Here is a 20,769-nt window from a genome sequence, read left to right as displayed (position 1 = left end):
CTTTTCAGGAGGCATGGCCGATGGGTTTTCATGAAATCCGCTTTCCCCTGCGCGTGGCGCTTGGCACCAGCGGCGGGCCGGAGCGGCGCACCGATATCGTCAGCCTGTCCAACGGGCGGGAGACGCGCAATCAGCGCTGGGCCCGCGCCCGGCGCCGCTATGATGCCGGATCGGGCATTCGCTCGATCGAGGATCTCTACGCCGTTCTCACCTTTTTCGAGGCGCGGGCGGGCAGGCTGCATGGGTTTCGCTTTCGCGATCCCGTGGATTTCCGCTCCTGCCCGCCTGGCAGAACACCGCAGGCGGGCGACCAGACGCTCGGCACGGGCGATGGCGCGCGCCTGCGCTTTTCCCTGCGCAAGACCTATGGTGATGCCGGCGGCGCCACTCAACGTGAAATCACCAAACCGGTGGCGGGCTCCGTGCTCGTTGCCGTCGACGGCCGCCCCGTTCCCGCAGCCGAGGTGAGCTGCGATCCGGCGACCGGTATGCTCGAATTCGCCGCTGGCAAGGCGCCGGCCGCCGGGGCGATCATCACCGCTGGCTTCGAATTCGACGTTCCCGTTCGCTTCGACACGGATCGGATCGATGTGGATCTGGCCCAGTTCCAGGCCGGCCGCATTCCCACCATCCCGCTGATCGAGATCCGCCCATGAGAGAGATTTCCGCACCGCTGGCCGCGCATCTGGCCGGCGACGCCACCACGCTTTGCCATGCCTGGCGCGTGACGCGGCGCGATGGCGTGCGCATCGGCTTTACCGATCATGACGAGGACCTGGCGTTCGGCGGTCTCCTCTATCGCGCCGCGAGCGGCTTCGCCTCGGCCGAAGCTCTGTTTGCCGCTGGCCTTTCCGTGGAGGCCGGTGAGGTGACGGGCGGCTTTTCCAGCGAGGCGATCGCCGAGGCCGATGTTGCCGCCGGGCGCTATGATGGCGCGCGGGTCGAACTCTTGCGGGTCAACTGGGCCGACACCGCTCAGCTGCTGCTCCTCTCCGTCCATGAGATCGGCGAGGTGACCCGCGCGGGCGAAAGCTTCCGCGCCGAGCTGCGCCGCATCACCCACCGGCTGGAGCAGGTGCAGGGCCGGCTTTACGGGCGATGCTGCGATGCCGATTTCGGCGATGCGCGCTGCGGGATAGATGCGACGTCGCCGCCCTTGCTGGCGCAGCGGCGCGTGGTTGCCGTCGCCGGCGCTCTGGACATCCTTGTCGCCGCGCCGGCGCCGCCATCCTCCCTCTACTGGCGGCTGGGCCGCCTTGCCGTCCTCGATGGCGCGGCGGCTGGCTGGCAGGCGCAGATCGCCGATCAGCGGGCGGAGCCGGACGGATCCACGCGGCTGACCCTCTGGCTGGCGCCGCCGGTTGCCATCAGCGTCGGCGACCGTGTGGCGCTGACGGCCGGCTGCGACAAGCGCTTTTCCACCTGCCGCGACCGCTTTGGCAACGGGGTGAACTTCCAGGGCTTTCCCCATATGCCAGGCCTCGACTTCGCCTATGGCTATGCCGATGGCGACACCGAGCATGACGGGCGGCCGCTCTATCAGGACGACGCGCCATGACCGGCGCGGAAGAGGACATCGGTGCCCGCGTTCTTGCCGCCGCGCAAGAGTGGATCGGCACGCCCTATCGCCATCAGGCCAGCATGAAGGGCGTGGGCTGCGATTGCCTTGGTCTGGTGCGCGGCATCTGGCGGGACCTCTATGGCGCGGAGCCGGAAGCCCTGCCGGCCTATGGCCGCGACTGGGCCGAGCGCAGCGGCGAGGATCGCCTGACCGAGGCGGCCAGGCGCCATTTCCAGCCGCGCGAAGCGGGGCACACCTGTGCGCCCGGCGATCTTCTGCTGTTTCGCTGGCGGCCGGATCTGCCGGCCCGGCATTGCGGTATCCATGCCGGCGGGCAGCGTTTCATCCATGCCTATGAAAAGGCGGCGGTCATCGTCTCGCCGCTCGCGCCCGGCTGGGCGCGGCGCATCGCTGGCTGCTTTCGTTTTCCCGATCTGTGAGGCTTCATGGCGACCCTTCTTCTTCAGGCGGCCGGCGCGGCGCTCGGCAGCGTCTTCGGTCCTGTCGGCTCGATCATCGGCCGGGCGGCTGGCGCCATGGCCGGCTCCGCCATCGACCGGGCGCTGTTCGGCCAGACGCAATCGATGGGCCCGCGGCTCGGCGATGCGCGGCTGGTGGGGGCGGAAGAGGGCACGGCCATGCCGCGCGCCTATGGCACGGTCAAGCTGGGCGGAACGCTGATCTGGGCCACGCGCTTCGAGGAGGAAACGCGGGTGGAACGCCAGGGCGGCAAGGGCAGCGGCCCTCGGCTCGAGACCTATCGCTACCACGCCAATTTCGCCCTTGGCCTTTGCGAGGGGCCGATCGCCGCCGTGCGCCGCGTCTGGGCCGATGGCCGCGAGTTGGACCTGACGACGATCGAGATGCGGGTCTATCTCGGCACGCGCAGCCAGCTTCCCGATCCCTTGATCGAGGCCAAGCAGGGGGAGGGCATGGCGCCGGCCTACCGCGGTCTTGCCTATCTTGTGTTCGAGCATTTTCCGCTGGAAGCCTATGGCAACCGCCTTCCCGCGATCCAGGCCGAGGTGTTGCGCAGCGTCGGTACGCTGGAAAGCCAGATCCGGGCCGTGACGCTCATTCCCGGCGCCACCGAGCATGGCTACGATCCGAACTCGGTCAGCGAGAGCCTCGGCGAGGGCGAAAGCCGTTTCGTCAACCGCCATGTGTTCCAGGCATCGAGCGACTGGACCGCGTCGCTGGACGAGTTGCAGGCACTCTGCCCGAAGCTGGAGCGCGTGGCGCTCGTCGTCTCCTGGTTCGGCACCGATCTCAGGGCCGGCGTCTGCCGCATCCTTCCCGGCGTGGAGACTCCGAAGCGGGAGGGCGAATCCTCGGCCTGGCGCGTGGCGGGCCTCACGCGCTCACAGGCGCATCCCATCACCGGGGCCGGCGGCAGTCCGGCCTATGGCGGCACGCCATCGGATGCCTCGGTGATCGCTGCCATCGCCGATCTCAAGGCGCGCGGGCTGAAAGTCGTCCTCTACCCCTTTCTGATGATGGACATCCCCGCGAACAACAACCTGCCGGACCCCTATGGCGCGGGCGCGCAGGCGGCTTTTCCATGGCGCGGGCGCATCACCAGCGCCATTGCGCCCGGCCGGCCGGGCACGACGGACGGCACGGCGGCCCTGCGCGGCGAAATTGTTCGTTTCATGGGGGCGGCGGACGCGAGCGACTTCACCATCGTCGATGGAGAGATCCGCTGCAGCGCGCAGGATGAGGGCTATCGCCGGATGGTGCTGCATGCGGCCATGCTGGTCAAACGCGCCGGTGGCGTCGAGGCCATGCTGATCGGTTCCGAGCTGGTTGGGCTGACGGTGCTGCGCGACAGTGCCGGCGCCTTTCCCTTCGTCGAGGCGCTGATCGATCTGGCGAGCGATGTGCGCGCCGTGCTCGGGGCAGGCGTTAAGCTCACCTATGGCGCCGACTGGACGGAATATTTCGGCTATCATCCCCAGGATGGATCCGGCGACGTCCTCTACCATCTCGATCCTCTCTGGGCATCGCCCATGATCGACGCGGTCGGCATCGACAATTACATGCCGCTCGCCGACTGGCGCGACGAGGATGTGGCGCAAGGCAATCCCGACGGCTTCCGGCTGGCCGCCGACCGCGCGGCGATGACGGCGATGATTGCCGGCGGCGAAGGCTTCGACTGGTATTATCCCGATGCGGCGGCGCGGCGCGAGCGCCGGCGCGTGCCGATCACGGATGGTGGCGCGGCTAAGCCCTGGACTTTCCGCGTCAAGGATATCGAGGCCTGGTGGGCGAGCGCGCATTATGACCGCGTGAACGGGCAAGAGGTCGCCGCGCCTACCGCCTGGGTGGCGCGCATGAAGCCGATCTGGTTCACGGAACTCGGCTGCCCGGCGATCGACAAGGGGGCGAACCAGCCCAATGTTTTCCTCGATCCGAAATCGGCCGAAAGCGCTGCTCCCTATTTTTCCACCGGCCGGCGTGATGACCTGACGCAGCGCCGCTTTCTGGAGGCGCATCTGGCCTATTGGGCAGGCCGCCCTGGCCCCCGCGCCGTCGATCCCGCCCACATCTTTCTCTGGACCTGGGATGCGCGCGCCTTCCCGGCCTTTCCGCAGCAGACGGCGCTGTTTGCCGATGGCGACAACTGGCGCACCGGCCATTGGCTGAACGGCCGTCTGGGCGCGGGAACGCTGCCCGATATCCTCGCAGTGCTCCTGGCCGATCATGGTTTCGATGCCGCCGATACAGAGGCGGTCTCGGGCGATCTCATCGGCTATGTCAAAGCCGAGCAGGGCTCCGCGCGGACGCTGATCGAGCCGCTGATGGCGGCGTTCTGCCTGGATGCGGTCGAGCGGGGCGAGCGTCTTGCCTTCCGCAGCCGGCTGCTCTGCGCCGGGCCGCCCGTGACGCTCGACGTGCTGGCCGAGCAGCCGGACGAGCCGGCCTTCATCGAGACCCGCGCCCATGACAGCGAACTCTCCGGCGCGGCGGTGCTGGACTATCTCGATCCCGATACGGGTTACGGCCGGGGCACGGCTCGGGCGCTGGCGCCGCTGGCGGCCAATTCGCGCGTGCTGGCGCTGTCCGTTGCCGGGGTCCTGCATGCCGAAGCGGCCGCGGCCGCCGTCGAGATGGCGCTGAGGGATCATCAGGCCTCCGGCCGGCGGCTGAGCTTTGCGCTCGGCCCGAATGTTCTGGCCATGGAGCCGGGCGATTGCATTACCCTTGCGCCGGGGCCCGAAGGCGTCTTTCGCATCGAACGCATCGAGGACGGCGCGGTGCGCCGCGTCGATACCAGGGCCTTTGTCCCTGCCAAGCCCGGTGCGCCGGAGCGGCCGCAGCGGCGCGCGGCCTCCGGCCGTGATGCGGCCCGGGGCTATGCGCCGCTGGTCGTGCCCATGGACCTGCCGCCCTTCGAGCCCGGTGCGCCGCAGGATTTCGCCCGCATCGCCGTTTTCGCCCGGCCCTGGCGGCGCGCGGTGCTTTCCGTCTCGCCGGTGCGCGAGGATTTCGCCGTCCGCCAGAACCTCAACCGGCCCGCCACGCTCGGCAGCCTCGCCGAACCGCTGCCCTCCGGCGTTGCGGGCCGGTTGATGCCGACGACCATGACCATCGACCTGCGCGCCGGCGCCTGCGAATCGGTCGTCATGCTCGCGCTCCTGAACGGTGCGAATCGGCTTGCCGTCCAGGCGCGCAATGGCGCCTGGGAGGTCCTGTCCTTTCTGACGGCGGAAGAAGTCGCGGCCGGCCGCTGGCAGCTTTCCGGCCTTCTGCGTGGATTGGGCGGCAGCACCGATGCCATGGCGGCGGGCGCTTCCGCCGGCGCCCGCGTCATTCGCCTGGACGCCGCAGTGCCGCCCTGCGGCCTGACGGCCGACGAGGTCGGCCGGCCGCTCTGGTGGGTGGCCGATGGTCTGGGCGCCGCCTCCGCCGCCCCCGCGCCCTTCTCCTTCACCGGCGGGCTGCGTGCCTCGACGCCGCTGGCGCCGGTGCATTTGCGCGCCGAGCGCCAAGCCGATGGCGACGTGCTGATCAGCTGGATTCGCTGCGGCCGGCTGGACGGGGATGCCTGGGCGGATGGCGATATTCCTTTCGATGAGCCCCAGGAGCGCTACCGGGTGGAGCTGCTGTCGGACGAGGGCGCACTGCGCCGCACGGTGACGGTGACGACCCCGGCCTTCCTCTACAGCCAGGCCGATGAACTGGCCGACTGGAGCGGCCGGCAGGACCGGCTCCGGCTGCGCATCCGGCAGGTCGGGCGTGTCGTCTCCGCCGGCTTGCCGGCCGAGGCCGTGCTTTTTCCCTGAGATCCACAAATGCGTGTTTCACAAAGGAGTGACATGATGACAGAGGAAAAGAACTGGTATGCCTCCCGCACCGTCTGGGGCGGGATCGTCGCCATCCTGGCGTCGGTCGCGCATCTTGCCGGCTACACGCTGGAGGCGGATGATCAGCTTGGCCTGGTGGATGGCCTGAGCACCTTGGCGGGCGCGGCCGGTGGAATTCTGGCGCTCTACGGGCGGGTGCGGGCGCGCCATCGGCTTGTCTAGCGCTCTCATCTCCGCATGGGGCGGGCTTGTCGCAAAACGCCCGAGTCCCAGATCCGGCCTCGCGCGGGAAAGCTGCGCGGGGTCGGAAACAGCATCGCGGCGAGAGGATCATTCCACATTCATTTGCCATTCAGACAGGTTTCGCTATCAAATCCTCATAAACCGGCCCTTCGTGGAAAGTGCGTTCATGTCGTCTCCCCTGCTCATCGCGACGCTTGCCGCGGGCCTTACCGGTGCCCCGCCGCACAATGTCGACGTGCCGCCGCCGATCCTCAAGGTCTCGGCCTCCGATTGCAGTGCGGCTGCCGCCCAGGTGATTTCGGAAACCGGCGGTGAGCTTCTGTCCGCACAGCCGACCGGCGACGGCAAGTGCATCATCACCGTTCTCATTCCCGGCAATGGCGGCCGGCCGAAGAAGATGACCGTGCGCGTGCCGATGTGAGGGCAGGCTTTTCGTCTTCCAATTCCGCCGCGCGACCTTATAGCTTAGTTGACGCCTCCCTTGCGGTGGCACCGGGCGGCCAGGGGCCGCCGACATGAAGAGAAGAGTTCCGCCATGCGTATTCTGGTCGTCGAGGATGACGCCAATCTCAATCGCCAGCTGGCCGATACCCTGAAGGAAGCGGGCTATGTCGTCGACCAAGCCTTCGACGGGGAAGAGGGGCATTATCTTGGCGACAGCGAGCCCTACGATGCCATCATTCTTGACATCGGCCTGCCGGAAATGGACGGCATCACCGTTCTGGAAAAGTGGCGGGCGGATGGAAAGGTCATGCCGGTGCTGATTCTCACGGCACGCGATCGCTGGAGCGACAAGGTCGCGGGTATTGACGCCGGCGCTGACGACTATGTGACCAAGCCGTTCCATGTCGAGGAAGTGCTGGCCCGCATCCGCGCGCTCATTCGCCGTGCGGCCGGCCATGCCACCTCCGAGATCGTCTGCGGCCCGGTGCGGCTCGACACGAAGGGTTCCAAGGCGACGATGAACGGCGTGGCGCTGAAGCTGACCTCGCACGAATTCCGCCTTCTCTCCTATCTCATGCATCACATGGGTCAGGTCGTCTCTCGCACCGAGCTTGTCGAACATATGTACGATCAGGATTTCGACCGAGATTCCAATACGATCGAGGTTTTTGTCGGGCGACTGCGCAAGAAGATCGGCAATGATCTGATCGAAACCGTGCGGGGTCTGGGCTATCGCATGCAGGCGCCGGGCGCGGCCGGCAAGGACGCCAGACCGTGACGTCAGCGCGCCGGGGCCGGACGGGCGGAGCGCTGCGCCGATGATGCTGCGCCCACAATCGCTCACTGCCCGCGTTCTGCTCGTCTCGACCATCTGGGCGGTCTCGTCGCTTGTCGTGATCGGTATCGTCATCTCGGCGCTGTACCGCCAGGGCTCGGAGCGCGGCTTCCAGGATCTCCTGCGCGCCCAGCTCTACAACGTCATCAACTCCATCGTGGTCAATGAAAACCAGCAGCTGGCCGGCAGCCCGCAGCTGGGCGACCTGCGCTTCTCCCAGCCGCAGACGGGCTGGTACTGGATCGTCGAGCCGATCGGCGAGTTCAATACGCCGCCGCTCGTCTCCACGTCGCTCGGCACCGGCAAGCTGCCGATCGTCAGCGTCGACAAAGTGCCTTTCGACATCCGCTATGAGCGCTTCTACACCACCCGCGATTCGTTCAACAACGAGGTGGAGGTGGCCGAGACCGAGGTCGTGCTCGACATTCAGGGGCACACCGCCCGCTTTCGTGTCGCGGGCAACCGCAATGTGCTGGAAAGCGACATCAACGACTTCAACCGCAATCTCTATCTCGCTTTGTCGATCTTCGGCTTCGGCGGGCTTGGGATGAATGCCCTGGCGATCCTTTTCGGCCTGCGCCCGCTCGATCAGGCCCGCCGATCGCTGGAAAAGATCCGCGCGGGCGAGAGCGAGCGGCTGGATGGCGAGTTTCCGCGGGAGATCCAGCCTCTAGCCAGCGAGATCAACGCGCTGATCGAGAGCAACCGGCGCATTGTCGAGCGCGCGCGCATGCAGGTGGGCAATCTCGCCCATTCGCTGAAAACGCCGATCGCGGTGCTGATGAATGAGGCGCGCGTGCTGGAGGCGCCGCATGGCGAGCTCCTACGGGCGCAGGCGGATGCCATGCAGACGCAGGTGCAGACCTATCTCAACCGCGCCCGCATCGCCGCGCAACGCGAATCGGTGCTGGCGCGCACGGATGTCGAGGCGGCGCTGGAGCGTCTGGTGCGCGTCATGCGCCGGCTCAATCCCGAGCGCAGCTTCGTCCTGACCGTGTCTCCCCCCGGCCTGACGCTGGCCATGGAGCAGCAGGATGTGGAGGAGACGGTCGGCAATCTCCTGGAAAACGCTGCCCGCTATGCCGTCAATGAGGTGCGGATCACTGCCATGCCGGCCCCGGAAGCCCCGGCGGGCCAGGACAGCGCGCGGCGCAGCTGGATCGTGATCGACGTGGAGGATGACGGACCGGGGCTGACGACCGAGCAGATCGCGCTGGCGATCAAGCGCGGCAAGCGCCTCGATGAGAGCAAGCCCGGCACCGGGCTCGGCCTGTCGATCGTGCGCGAGATCGCCAGCGAGTATCACGGCGCCTTCGGCTTGGCGCGCGGAGAAGGCGGCGGGCTCAAGGCGACGCTGGTGCTGCCGGGCGTGTCGTGACCGGCAGGCGCCGGCCGCAAGACGACAAGCCTCTGTTGCGAAAGGGAAACAGGCGGCCTGCGGAACGCCCGGAAGGCAGGCATGGGCCTGTATCTTCTGGTGCGCGCAACTTGTTTGCGCCGCCAACAGATGCGACAAGGCGCAGGACATTGACAATGAGGTTGCAGGACGTGACGATCGGGCAGAATGCGACGGCGGGAAATCTGTTTTCGACCGGGACGGCCCCGCACGTCCGGGCGCTGCGCCCGGCCGGGTTTTCGCTCTTTCCGTTTCTCGGCCTCTGCCTGACACTGTCGGGCTGCGGGGCCGGCGCCAACAAGTCGTCCTTGGTCGGCGTCAATACGGGGGCCGCGGCCGCCTCGACCTATCTCGCCGCGCTCGGTCCTGGGATCGTCGGGGAGATCAAGGGCTTGAAGCTTTCGACGGCCGATCATCAGAGAGCGCTGACGGCAGAGTATCGCGCTCTTGAGGGCACACCCAGCGGCCAGGAGGTCGAATGGGAAGGCAAGGGGGCAAGCGGAACCATCGTTGCCGCGGCACCCTATCAGGTCGGCTCGCAGAACTGCCGGCAGTTGACCCACACCGTCACCATTGACGACCGCGAGCAGGTGGCGCGCGGCGTGGCCTGCCGCAATGGCGACGGGACTTGGACACCGTTGTGACGGCTGCTCGCGCGTCACGTTTGCTTGAGGCGCACCGCCATGCGTGGAGTGCGCACGCCAACCGGTCTATGACTGCCGCATGATCTTCTGGGTTCTCGTCGCGCTTCTCACCGCTGTCGTTGCCATGGCGCTGCTGATGCCTCTGCTGCGCGGCCGGCCTGCGTCCGGGATCGAGATGCGCGGCGACATCGCCGTCTATCGCGATCAGCTCGCCGAGATCGAGCGGGACAGGGCCGCAGGCCTGATCGCTGCCGAGGATGCCGAGCGCGCCCGCGCCGAGATCGGCCGCCGCCTGATCGCCGCAACGGATGCGCAGGCGCGCCAGACGAATTCGGACAGACGGCCGCGGGCAGCCAAGGCTGCGCAGGCTGTGATCGTGCTTCTCCTGCCCGCGCTCTGTCTCGGGATCTATCTTTCCAAGGGCAGCCCCGACCTGCCGGACCAGCCGCTCGCCGCACGGCTGGCGTCCCCGGATGGCGATGTCGAAGTGCTGATCGCGCGTGTCGAGGCCGCGCTCGCCGCCAATCCCGCCGATGGCGCGGGCTGGGAGGTTCTGGCTCCCGTCTATGCTCGACGCGGACGTTTCCCAGAGGCGGTCGAGGCCTATCGCAAGGCGATACAATATCTCGGCGAGACGCCCGAACGCCTGACGAGCCTTGCCGAGACCCTGATCGCCGCGGCCGGCGGCCAGGTCGTGCCGGAGGCGCGCCAAGCGCTTGAACGAAGCGCGGCGCTTTCGCCCGATGATCCCCGCACCCGCTTTTATCTGGCGCTGGGTCTGGAGCAGAACGGCCAGGCTGCAGCTGCCCGCGACGCCTTCACCAAGCTGGCCGCCTCCGCCCCTGTCGACGCTCCCTGGCTGCCCCTGGTGCGCCAGCATCTGGCGCGGCTGGGCCCGGCGGATGCCTCGCCTTCGACCGCGGTGACCGCGCCCGGGCCTGGCGAGCAGGAGATTGCCGCCGCGGCCGCGATGAACGAGGAAGACCGGCGGCGGATGATCGAGGACATGGTGGGCGGATTGGCCGCACGGCTGAAGGCCCGGCCGGACGATGCCGAAGGCTGGCAGCGGCTCGTCCGCTCCTATATGGTTCTCGGGCGGCCCGAGGAAGCCCGCAGCGCGCTCAAGGAGGGGCTTGCCCGCTTCCCCGCCGATGGCGAGGCCGGGCAGGCGCTGATTGCACTGGCGAAGTCGCTCGGGCTTTCGCAGGAGGGACCATGAGCCGCAAACAGAAGCGTCTTGCGCTGATTTCCGGCGGCGTCGGCTTCGTGGCGCTTGCGGTGTTGCTCGTGCTCTTCGCCTTCAGCCAGGCCGTGGCCTATTTCTATGTGCCGGGCGATCTGGCCAAGGCACATCTGGCACCCGGCACGCGCATCCGCCTGGGCGGGCTGGTGGAGTCCGGCTCCTTGCAGCGCGGCGCGGGCACGCTGGTCCATTTCACCGTGACCGATACGATCGGCGCCGTTCCGGTCACCTATGACGGTATCCTGCCGGATCTCTTTCGTGAGGGGCAGGGCGTCGTGGCCGAAGGGCGGCTGGCGGAGAATGGCAGCTTCGTCGCGGATACCGTGCTGGCCAAGCATGACGAGACCTATATGCCGAAGGATGTGGCCGACCGGCTGAAGGCGCAGGGCGTCTCGCTCGGCGGCGGGGAGACCATCCGATGATCGTCGAGCTCGGCCATTATGCCCTGGTCCTGGCGCTGGCCACCGCGATCCTGCAGGCGCTGCTGCCGCTGGCCGGCGCGCTGTCGTCTGATTCGGCGCTGATGCGTACGGGCACCAATGCCGCCTTTGCCGGCTTCGGCCTGACGCTGTTGTCCTTCGGTGCGCTGACGACCGCCTATGTCACCTCCGATTTCTCGGTGGCCAATGTCTTCGAGAATTCGCATTCGCAGATGCCGCTGATCTACCGCTTCTCCGGCGTCTGGGGCAATCACGAAGGGTCGATGCTCCTCTGGCTGCTGATCCTCTCCTTCTTCTCGGCGCTCGTCGCCTTTTTCGGAACGCATCTGCCCGAGCGTCTGAAGGCGCTGGTACTCTCGGTGCAGGCCGCGCTGGCCGCGGCCTTCGCGCTGTTCATCCTGGCGACCTCCAACCCCTTTCTGCGGCTCGATCCCGCGCCCGGCGAGGGCAGCGATCTCAATCCGGTGCTGCAGGATATCGGCCTGGCGATCCATCCGCCGCTGCTCTATCTCGGCTATGTCGGCTTTTCCGTCTGCTTTTCCTTCGCTGTCGCCGCCTTGATTGAAGGGCGGCTCGATGCCGCCTGGGCGCGCTGGGTGCGGCCCTGGGCGCTGATGGCCTGGAGTTTCCTCACCCTCGGCATCGCCATGGGCTCCTATTGGGCCTATTACGAACTCGGCTGGGGCGGCTGGTGGTTCTGGGATCCGGTAGAGAATGCCTCCTTCATGCCCTGGCTCGCGGGCACGGCGCTGCTTCATTCCGCTTTGGTCATGGAGAAGCGCGAAGCCTTGAAGATCTGGACCGTCCTGCTGGCGATCCTCACCTTCTCGCTGTCGCTGCTCGGCACCTTCCTGGTGCGCTCGGGCGTGTTGACCTCGGTCCACGCCTTCGCCACCGATCCGACGCGCGGCGTCTTCATCCTCGCCATTCTCGTGATCTTCATCGGCGGCGCCTTGTCGCTCTTCACGCTGCGCGCCGGCGCGCTGAAGGCCGGCGGCCTGTTCGCGCCGATCTCGCGCGAAGGCGCGCTCGTGCTCAACAACCTGCTGCTGACAACGGCGGCGGCCACTGTGCTGATCGGCACGCTCTATCCGCTGGTGCTGGAAACGCTCACCGGCGACAAGATCTCGGTCGGTGCGCCGTTCTTCAATCTGACCTTCGGCCTGTTGATGATGCCGCTCCTGTTTGCCGTGCCCTTCGGTCCGCTGCTGGCGTGGAAGCGCGGCGATCTGATCGGCGCGGCGCAACGGCTGATGGCGGCGGCGCTCCTGTCGCTGGTCGCTGCGGCCGTCATGCTCTATCTGCGGTGGGGCGGCCCGGTGCTGGCGCCTTTCGTGATGGGGCTCGGCGTCTTCCTGATGCTGGGCGCCCTGGCCGAGCTCGGGACGCGCGCGGGCTTTGCCAAGCTCGCCTTCTCCGTCGCGCTGCGCCGCCTCATTGGCCTGCCGCGCGCGAGTTTCGGCACAGCGCTTGCGCATTTCGGTCTGGGCGTGACACTGATTGGCATCGTCTCGGCAACCGCCTATCAAACCGAGCATATTCTGGAAATGCGCCGGGGCGAGACGGTGGAGGCCGGCGGCTACAGCCTGACCTTTGACGGGCTGCGCCCGGCGGTGGGACCAAATTTCACCGAGGAGCGCGGCCATTTCCTGCTGCGGCAGGGCGGCGTTTCGGCTGGCGAGGTCTGGTCGTCCAAGCGGCTCTATACAGCCCGCAGGATGCCGACCACGGAAGCCGGCATCCGCACCTTCGGTCTCAGCCAGCTCTATGTCTCGCTGGGCGATGCCCGCGATGATGGCGCCGTTGTGGTGCGGATCTGGTGGAAGCCCTGGATTCTCTGCATCTGGCTTGGGGCGCTGCTGATGTCGGTCGGCGGGGCCGTCTCGCTCAGCGATCGCCGGCTGCGGATCGGGGTGCCCGCCAAAGCGCCCTCAAGGCCTCGCCTCTCTGCGGAGGCCGCCGAATGACCCTCTCGCCGCGTTACGGTCTGGCCGCGCTGCTGCTGGCCGGTATCTTGTTCGCCGGGCCGGCCGGCGCCGTCAATCCAGAGGAGCGTCTCGCAGATCCGGTGCTGGAAAACCGCGCGCGGGCCTTGTCCGCACAGCTGCGCTGCATGGTCTGCCAGAACCAGTCAATCGACGATTCCAATGCCGAGCTTGCCAAGGATCTCCGGCTGATCGTGCGCGAGCGCCTGGCTGGCGGCGACAGCGATCAGGCGGTGCTCGACTATGTCGTATCGCGCTATGGCGAATTCGTCCTGCTCAAGCCGCGTCTGGAGGGCAAGACGCTGATGCTCTGGGGTGCGCCGGCTCTGTTGCTTGTCGTCGGCGCGGGCGGCCTCTTCTGGGCGGCCCGGCGGCGGCGCAGGGTCGGCCAGACGGAGCGCCTCAGCGAGGCCGAGGCGGCGCGGCTCGATGCGATCCTGCGGGCCCAGGATTAACGCCACGCAAGAGGCGTTTCTCGAGGCGTTGGGCCGCCAACGCCGCCGGGCGAAACCGCCGCCTCGGCGGGTCTGTCGGCATCGCGCGATCTCCGCTCTTCAGTCCCCTTGAGAAGATTACGAAAAATTCACCCGCTGGAAATACCGGAGTAAGGTGCAAGATCCTATCTCTTGATCAACGGCCAAGGCGAAGCACCGGCCGGCCCCTTCAAGAGAAAGGCTCTGACGATGAACAAGACCTCCTTTTACCGCCCGTCTCTCAAGACGGTCCTGAAGGCCTCCACGCTGGCAGGCCTCGCGGCGGTCATGGTCACCACAGGCGTTCCCGCCACCATCACCCATTCCTTCGCCGCTCCCGTCTCCGTCCAGGCACCCGGCGTTCCGAGTTTCGCCAATGTGGTGGATGCCGTCTCGCCCGCCGTGGTCTCGGTGCGCGTCCAGTCGCAGGTGCAGCCGGCTGCCGCTGACGGCAATGGCATGAATTTCGACTTCGGGGGTCAGGGCTTCGACGATCTGCCGGATGATCATCCGCTGAAGCGCTTCTTCCGCGAGTTCGGCGGCCAGAATGGCGAGCGCGGCCAGCGCGGCGAGCGCGGTGAGCGCCATGCCGACCGCGGCCCCAAGCATTTGCGCCCCACCGCCCAGGGTTCCGGCTTCTTCATCAGCGACGATGGCTACATCGTCACCAACAACCATGTGGTCAATGACGGCGCGGCCTTCACCGTGGTTCTCAATGACGGCACCGAACTCGATGCAAAGCTGGTCGGCAAGGACAGCCGGACCGACCTGGCGCTGCTGAAGGTGACCGACCCCAAGCGCAAGTTCACCTATGTCAGCTTCGCCGATGACAGCAAGGTGCGGGTGGGCGACTGGGTCGTGGCCGTCGGCAATCCCTTCGGCTTGGGCGGCACGGTGACAGCCGGCATCGTTTCGGCCCGGGGCCGCGATATCGGCTCCGGCCCGTATGACGACTTCATCCAGGTCGACGCAGCGGTGAACCGCGGCAATTCCGGCGGCCCGACCTTCAACCTGCAGGGCGAAGTCGTCGGCATCAACACCGCGATCTTCTCGCCCTCGGGCGGCAGCGTCGGCATCGCCTTCGCCATTCCGGCCTCGACCGCCAAGACGGTCATTGCCGATCTGATGAAGGACGGCACGGTCCAGCGCGGCTGGCTTGGCGTTCAGATCCAGCCGGTCACCAAGGATATCGCCGAATCGCTCGGCCTGTCGGATGCCTCCGGCGCCCTGGTTGTCGAGCCGCAGGCCGGTTCTCCCGGCGAGAAGGCCGGCATCCGCAAGGGCGACGTTGTCACCGCCGTCAATGGCGATCCGGTCAAGGGTCCGCGCGAACTGGCCCGCAAGATCGGCGGCATGCAGCCCGGCACCACGGCTGACGTCACCCTGTGGCGCGACGGCAAGAGCATGGACGTCAAGCTGAATGTCGGCACCCTGCCGCCGGCCGACAGCGAGAAGGCCGCGGACGACCAGACCGGCCGCAACGAGGATCGCAAGCCCTCCAGCGAAAAGGCGCTCGCCAATCTCGGCATCAGCGTGACGCCTTCCGACGATGGCGCAGGCGTGACGATCTCCTCCGTCGATCCCGACTCCGATGCCGGCGACAAGGGGTTGAAGGAAGGCGAGAAGATCGTCTCGGTCAACAATCGCGAGGTCAAGTCGGCCGATGACGTTCTTAAGGCCATGGATGCCGCCCGCAAGGAAGGCCGTACCAAGGCGCTCTTCCAGATCCAGGCCGAGAAGGGCAGCCGCTTCATCGCTCTGCCGATCAACCAGGGCTGATCGGTGCGACGATGACGGCCGTTGACGAGGCCTAGACGGCAATGCCGCCGCGGAACCGCCTGGTTCCGCGGCGCTTCCATGGCGATTTGGTTCAATACGGGCGGTTGCCCGTTGTCATGGGCAAGGGGACACGATTATGGTCGCGCACATGAAAATCCTGATGATTGAAGACGACCTCGAGGCAGCGGCCTATCTCACCAAAGCCTTCCGCGAGGTCGGGATCCTTTGCGACCATGCCAGCGACGGCGAGAGCGGCCTCTTCATGGCCAGGGAAAACAGCTATGACGTGCTGTTGGTCGATCGCATGCTGCCCCGGCGCGACGGTCTTTCGCTGATCAGCGAGCTGCGCGCGAGCGACATTCATACCCCCGCCCTCATTCTTTCTGCGCTCGGCCAGGTCGATGATCGCGTCACGGGTCTGCGCGCCGGCGGCGATGACTATCTGCCCAAGCCCTATGCCTTCAACGAGCTTCTGGCCCGTGTCGAGGTGCTGGGCCGGCGCAAGGGCCGGCCGGAGCAGGACATGGTCTACCGTGTCGGCGATCTCGAGCTCGACCGTCTCTCGCATACGGTGCGTCGCCAAGGACGGGAAATTCCGCTGCAGCCGCGCGAATTCCGGCTGCTGGAATATCTGATGAAGAATGCCGGGCAGGTGGTCACCCGCACCATGCTGCTCGAAAATGTCTGGGACTACCATTTCGATCCGCAGACCAATGTCATTGACGTGCATGTGTCGCGGCTGCGCGGTAAGATCGAGAAGGATTTCGACACGCCCCTGCTGCGCACCGTGCGCGGCGCCGGCTACATGATCAAGGATGAGGGACGGGCGGAGGCATGAGCCGCCTCAGGGTTTTGTGGCGCACGACGGCTGTCCGGCTGTCGGCGCTCTATCTTCTGCTGTTCTCGCTCTGCGCTCTGCTTCTCGTGGTCTATGTCACGGCCATGTCGCAGCGCCTCCTGACCAACCAGACGCGCGAGGCGGTGGCCGCCGAGGTCGATCAGATCGAGACGATCTATGACAGGGGCGGCATTGCCGGCGTTCTGCGCACGCTGGAACGGCGCGCGCGCCAGCCCGGCGCCAATCTCTATGTGATCGCCAGCCCCGCAGGCGAGATCCTGGCCGGCAATGTCGCCTGGCTGGAGCCGGGGCTGCTGGACTCCGAGGGCTGGAGCAGCAAGCCCTTCCTTTATCAGCGTTATTCCGAGGAGGGGAACGCCGACAAGCATCTGGCGCTGGCCGAGGTGATGGTGCTGCCCAACGGCCTGCATGTGCTCGTCGGCCGCGATATGCAGGAGCCGCAGAAATTCGGCGGTCTGGTGCGTCATGCGCTGATGGTGGCGCTGGGCATCATGGGTGTCGGCGCGCTGGTCATCTGGTTCGTCATTGGCCGCAATGCGCTGAGCCGGATCGACCGCATGTCGCATGCCACGACCAGGATCATGGCGGGTGACCTCTCGCAGCGTCTGCCGGTCAACGGCTCAGGCGATGAATTCGACCGTCTTTCGGAATCGCTGAATGCGATGCTGGAGCGCATCGAGAAGCTCAATGAAGGGCTGCGCCAGGTTTCCGACAACATCGCGCATGACCTGAAGACCCCGCTGACCCGGTTGCGCAACCGCGCGGAGGCGGCACTTGCCCAGAGTGCCGGCGAGGAAGATTACAGGGCGTCGCTGGAAAACACGATCGCCGAATCCGACCAGCTGATCCGCACCTTCAATGCCCTCCTGATGATCTCGCGGGTGGAGGCTGGCTCGGCGGTGGCAGAGATGAGCCTGGTCAATCTCTCCCAAAGTGCCGAGGACTGCGTCGAGCTTTACGAGCCTCTGGCCGAGGAGCAGGCGCTGACGCTGACCAGCGAGATCCTGCCGGGTATCGTCACCCACGGCAATCGCGAGCTGATCGGCCAAGCGCTCGGCAATCTCATCGACAATGCGATCAAATATGCCGCAGGCGCGACCGATCCGGTCATCACCGTGCGACTGGCGACGCGCGCGGAGGCGATCCTGGTTTCGGTGGCCGATCACGGTCCCGGCATTCCCGCCGACAAGCGCGAGGCGGTGCTGCAGCGCTTCGTCCGCCTCGACGAAAGCCGCTCGAAGCCCGGCACCGGCCTTGGCCTTTCGCTGGTGGTCGCGGTGATGGAGCTTCATGGCGGCACGCTGGAACTGACAGAGACGGAGGGCGGCGGCCTGACCGTGTCGATGGTGTTTCCGCGGCTGGATACCTGATCCTTCGGAAATCCTGCTGACGCCATGACGGATCTGTTCGCCCTGCCTGTCGGCACTGCCCTTCCCAGCCCCGCTCATTCCGGCTAGCTTCCGGCACAAGCGCCGACCATGCGGCGCAAGACGAGAATGCCGGCGGAAGGGATCAGGCCTGAAGGACTGTCCTGTCCGCAAAGCGCATTCCGAAGGGAGGCAGAATGGACAGGCTGGACCCTCATCGGCTCGATGATCTCCAAGACAATCCCCTGCGGCCGCTCAGCCGCAAGGCGGCAGCAGCAGTGCTGGCGGATTTGAAGGCCTTGGCGGCCGACCGGCCGCCTCTGGCGCGCTGGCTGGCCGCGGAAAGCGCGGCACGTGACGCCGTGATCGCCGCCTTCACGCTCTCTCCCTATCTCGCCGATCTCGCCCGCACCCATCCCGACCTTCTGCTCGATCTCATCGCCCGGCCGCTGGAAGAGCTTCTCGACGCCGCCTGCCAGGCCGCGCGGAGCAGCTGGCAGCCTGCGCCCGGCGAGCCGGCCCGTGCCGACGGCATCGTGATGGCAGGGTTGCGCCAAGCCAAGCGCCAGACAGCCTTCGTGCTGGCGCTCGGCGATCTCCTGCGCCTGTTCGATGCGCGCCAGACCACGCGCCGCCTTTCCGCCTTTGCCGATGCGGCGGTCTCGGCCACGGTCGACCATCTGCTCCTCTCGGCGCACGAGGCGGGCAAGCTCAGGCTGGAAAACCCGGCCGAGCCGGCGCGGGCCTCGGGGCTGATCGTGCTCGGCATGGGCAAGCACGGGGCCTGCGAGCTTAATTACTCCTCCGATATCGACCTTGTCGTCTTCTATGATCCGGAAACTCCGGCATTGGCCGGCCGGCCTGATCTCGCCGAGGATCTCGGACGTTTGCTGCGCCGGCTGATCCGCATCCTTCAGGAGCGCACCGGCGACGGCTATGTGTTTCGCACCGATCTGCGCCTGCGGCCCGATCCCGGCGCCACGCCGCTGGCGATCTCGGTCGACGCAGCCATGACCTATTATGAGGGGCGGGGGCAGAACTGGGAGCGGGCGGCCTTCATCAAGGCGCGGCCGGTCGCCGGCGATCTCGCCGCCGGCGCGCGCTTCCTGAAGGAGCTGACGCCCTTCGTCTTCCGCAAATATCTCGATTACGCCGCCATTGCCGACATCCACTCGATCAAGCGGCAGATCCATGACCACAAGGGCCATGGCGCGATCGCGGTCAAGGGCCATCACGTCAAGCTCGGCCGGGGCGGCATTCGCGAGATCGAGTTCTTCGCCCAGACCCAGCAGCTGATCGCTGGCGGACGCATGCCAGCCTTGCGCGCCCGCGAGACCGAGGCCGCGCTGGCCGCCCTCAGCGAGGCGCACTGGATCGATGCGCAAACGGCGCAAGCGCTGACGGAGGCCTATTGGTTCCTGCGCGATGTCGAACATCGCATTCAGATGGTGCATGACGAGCAGGCGCATACGCTGCCCAAGACCGAGGCCGAGCTGAAGCGCATCGCGCTGATGGCGGGTTTTGCCGACACGGCCACCTTTGCCGAAGCCTTGACCGCGCGGCTGAAGACGGTGGAGCGCCATTATGGCGCGCTGTTCGAGCGGGAGCGCTCGCTTTCCGACGGGCAGGGCAATCTGGTCTTCACCGGCCAGAACGACGATCCCGAGACGCTCGCGACACTGTCGCGCATGGGCTTCGCGCGCCCCTCCGACATCTGCCGGATGATTCGAACTTGGCATGCCGGGCGCTATGCCGCGACGCAATCGGCCGAAGCGCGCGAGCGGCTGACCGAGTTGACGCCGCGTCTCCTGCAGGCCTTCGGCGAGAGCCGCATGGCGGACGAAGCCATGATGCGCTTCGATGCCTTTCTCGCCCGCCTGCCGGCCGGGATCCAGCTCTTCTCGCTGATGGCCAACAATCAGGGTCTGCTCGGCCTTCTCGTCACCATCATGTCGGCCGCGCCGCGTCTCGCCGATATCGTCGCCGCGCGCCCGCATGTCTTCGACGGCATGCTCGATCCGCGCCAGCTGACCGAGCTGCCGCAGCGTGAGGAAATGGCGCGGCGCCTCGATCTCTTTCTGGCCGGCGCGCGGGCCGTGGAGGAGCGGCTGGATCGCCTGCGGATCTTCGCCGCCGAGCAACGCTTCCTGATCGGCGTGCGGCTGCTCACCGGCGTTGCGGACGCGCAGGATGCCGCCGCGGCCTTCACCGATCTCGCCGACCTCTCCATCGCCGCCGCGCTCGATGTGGCGCAGGATGCGCTGGCGGAGACCCATGGCCGCATTGCCGGCGCGCGCGTGGCGGTGATCGGGCTGGGCAAGCTCGGCAGCCGCGAGATGACGGCCGGCTCCGATGTCGATCTCATCCTTCTCTACGATCATGACGGGGAGCTGCCGGATTCAGATGGTCCGAGACCCCTGGACGCGCCGCGCTATTTCGCCCGACTCGCGCAAAGGCTGATTGCCGCCCTGTCCGCGCCGACCAGCGAGGGCGTGCTCTACCCCGTCGACATGCGCCTGCGCCCCTCGGGCAACAAAGGGCCGCTCGCCACGCGCCTGCCTGCCTTCGCGAAATATCAGCGGGAAGAGGCCTGGACCTGGGAGCATATGGCGCTGACGCGCGCCCGCGGCGTGGCGGGCGATGCCGGCATGGTGGCCGCCGCGCAGGAGGCGATTGCCGCCGTGCTGGACCAGCCGCGCGACCTCGCCAAGCTGCATCGCGATATCGCCGAGATGCGCGGCATGATCGCCCGGGAAAAACATCCCGCGGGCATCTGGGATGTGAAGCTGATCGAGGGCGGCGTTGTCGATATCGAATTCATCGCCCAGGATCTGATGGTGGCTGCCGCAAGCCGGGGCCTTGCCCGCCCGGCTGCGGGCGCCAGTACGGCCGAGATGCTGCAGGCTCTGGCGCCGGCCCGGCTGGGCCAGGAGGCGACCGGACAGCTGCTGGCGGCTCTTTCGCTTCACACGACGATCGCCCAGGTGCTGCGGCTTTGCCTTGATGGCCCGTTCGATCCGAAGACTGCACCGGCCGGCCTCGTCGATCGGCTCTGCCGGACCACGGCGGCGCCGGATCTTTCGGTACTGGAGGCAGAGCTGCGCGAGCGCGCGGCGACGGTGCGGGCGATCTTTACCGGTGCCATCGGCAAGCCAGTGGGCTGATCCCAGAGAACAGAGAACAGGAAAAAACC

The 20,769-nt window shown here is 67.1% G+C and carries 17 protein-coding genes; all 17 read left to right on the top strand.

The annotated features are described in order from the left end of the window. Positions 1 to 20: 20 nt before the first annotated feature. The 17 genes from BJF92_RS14665 to BJF92_RS14585 all read left to right on the top strand — a co-directional run bounded on the left by BJF92_RS14665 (position 21) and on the right by BJF92_RS14585 (position 20,740). On the top strand, positions 21 to 656 hold the full coding sequence (locus tag BJF92_RS14665) for a TIGR02217 family protein (RefSeq protein ID WP_075635476.1): 636 nt from the start codon (positions 21 to 23) through the stop codon (positions 654 to 656). After that, positions 653 to 1,558: a DUF2163 domain-containing protein gene (locus BJF92_RS14660; protein ID WP_075635475.1), complete on the top strand. Its 906-nt coding sequence runs from the start codon at positions 653 to 655 to the stop codon at positions 1,556 to 1,558. The genes BJF92_RS14665 and BJF92_RS14660 overlap by 4 nt, the downstream gene beginning before the upstream one ends. Continuing rightward, positions 1,555 to 2,001 (top strand): NlpC/P60 family protein, encoded by a 447-nt coding sequence (locus BJF92_RS14655; RefSeq protein ID WP_075635474.1) that lies wholly within the window; start codon positions 1,555 to 1,557, stop codon positions 1,999 to 2,001. The genes BJF92_RS14660 and BJF92_RS14655 overlap by 4 nt, the downstream gene beginning before the upstream one ends. Before the next feature lie 6 nt (positions 2,002 to 2,007). Then, positions 2,008 to 5,847 carry a baseplate multidomain protein megatron gene (locus tag BJF92_RS14650; protein WP_075635473.1) on the top strand — a complete coding sequence of 1,280 codons (3,840 nt, stop codon included), beginning with the start codon at positions 2,008 to 2,010 and terminating at the stop codon, positions 5,845 to 5,847. A gap of 36 nt (positions 5,848 to 5,883) precedes the next feature. Beyond that, on the top strand, positions 5,884 to 6,090 hold the full coding sequence (locus BJF92_RS14645; protein ID WP_075635554.1) for a hypothetical protein: 207 nt from the start codon (positions 5,884 to 5,886) through the stop codon (positions 6,088 to 6,090). A 187-nt stretch (positions 6,091 to 6,277) separates the two neighbouring features. Further along, entirely contained in the window at positions 6,278 to 6,532 is a 255-nt protein-coding gene (locus tag BJF92_RS14640) for a hypothetical protein (RefSeq protein ID WP_075635472.1), read from the top strand. Between the two features lie 114 nt (positions 6,533 to 6,646). Then, positions 6,647 to 7,333 (top strand): two-component system response regulator FeuP, encoded by a 687-nt coding sequence (gene feuP / locus BJF92_RS14635; RefSeq protein ID WP_075635471.1) that lies wholly within the window; start codon positions 6,647 to 6,649, stop codon positions 7,331 to 7,333. 46 nt (positions 7,334 to 7,379) lie between these two features. Further along, on the top strand, positions 7,380 to 8,768 hold the full coding sequence (locus BJF92_RS14630; RefSeq protein WP_075635553.1) for an ATP-binding protein: 1,389 nt from the start codon (positions 7,380 to 7,382) through the stop codon (positions 8,766 to 8,768). Between the two features lie 239 nt (positions 8,769 to 9,007). Beyond that, positions 9,008 to 9,430 carry a hypothetical protein gene (locus tag BJF92_RS14625; protein ID WP_075635552.1) on the top strand — a complete coding sequence of 141 codons (423 nt, stop codon included), beginning with the start codon at positions 9,008 to 9,010 and terminating at the stop codon, positions 9,428 to 9,430. Between the two features lie 79 nt (positions 9,431 to 9,509). Further along, positions 9,510 to 10,649 (top strand): c-type cytochrome biogenesis protein CcmI, encoded by a 1,140-nt coding sequence (gene ccmI / locus BJF92_RS14620; protein WP_075635470.1) that lies wholly within the window; start codon positions 9,510 to 9,512, stop codon positions 10,647 to 10,649. Then, positions 10,646 to 11,095 (top strand): cytochrome c maturation protein CcmE, encoded by a 450-nt coding sequence (gene ccmE, locus BJF92_RS14615; protein ID WP_075635469.1) that lies wholly within the window; start codon positions 10,646 to 10,648, stop codon positions 11,093 to 11,095. Before ccmI ends, ccmE begins: the two co-directional genes overlap by 4 nt. Continuing rightward, positions 11,092 to 13,080 (top strand): heme lyase CcmF/NrfE family subunit, encoded by a 1,989-nt coding sequence (locus BJF92_RS14610; RefSeq protein WP_075635468.1) that lies wholly within the window; start codon positions 11,092 to 11,094, stop codon positions 13,078 to 13,080. Before ccmE ends, BJF92_RS14610 begins: the two co-directional genes overlap by 4 nt. Next, on the top strand, positions 13,077 to 13,553 hold the full coding sequence (locus tag BJF92_RS14605; protein WP_075635467.1) for a cytochrome c-type biogenesis protein: 477 nt from the start codon (positions 13,077 to 13,079) through the stop codon (positions 13,551 to 13,553). The genes BJF92_RS14610 and BJF92_RS14605 overlap by 4 nt, the downstream gene beginning before the upstream one ends. 228 nt (positions 13,554 to 13,781) lie before the next feature. Further along, complete coding sequence (locus tag BJF92_RS14600) at positions 13,782 to 15,350, top strand: Do family serine endopeptidase (RefSeq protein ID WP_075635551.1); 1,569 nt, start codon at positions 13,782 to 13,784, stop codon at positions 15,348 to 15,350. Positions 15,351 to 15,486: 136 nt separating this feature from the next. Then, positions 15,487 to 16,188 carry a response regulator transcription factor gene (locus tag BJF92_RS14595; protein ID WP_078058052.1) on the top strand — a complete coding sequence of 234 codons (702 nt, stop codon included), beginning with the start codon at positions 15,487 to 15,489 and terminating at the stop codon, positions 16,186 to 16,188. Continuing rightward, positions 16,185 to 17,579: a sensor histidine kinase gene (locus BJF92_RS14590; RefSeq protein ID WP_075635465.1), complete on the top strand. Its 1,395-nt coding sequence runs from the start codon at positions 16,185 to 16,187 to the stop codon at positions 17,577 to 17,579. The genes BJF92_RS14595 and BJF92_RS14590 overlap by 4 nt, the downstream gene beginning before the upstream one ends. A 194-nt stretch (positions 17,580 to 17,773) precedes the next feature. Next, positions 17,774 to 20,740 carry a bifunctional [glutamine synthetase] adenylyltransferase/[glutamine synthetase]-adenylyl-L-tyrosine phosphorylase gene (locus BJF92_RS14585; protein WP_075635464.1) on the top strand — a complete coding sequence of 989 codons (2,967 nt, stop codon included), beginning with the start codon at positions 17,774 to 17,776 and terminating at the stop codon, positions 20,738 to 20,740. Positions 20,741 to 20,769: the final 29 nt, after the last annotated feature.

Origin of the sequence: Xaviernesmea rhizosphaerae, from assembly GCF_001938945.1 — a bacterium.
Classification (GTDB): Bacteria; Pseudomonadota; Alphaproteobacteria; order Rhizobiales; family Rhizobiaceae; genus Xaviernesmea; species Xaviernesmea rhizosphaerae.
The sequence above is the reverse complement of the archived record's forward strand: the minus strand, read 5'-3'. Positions and strand labels throughout refer to the sequence as shown.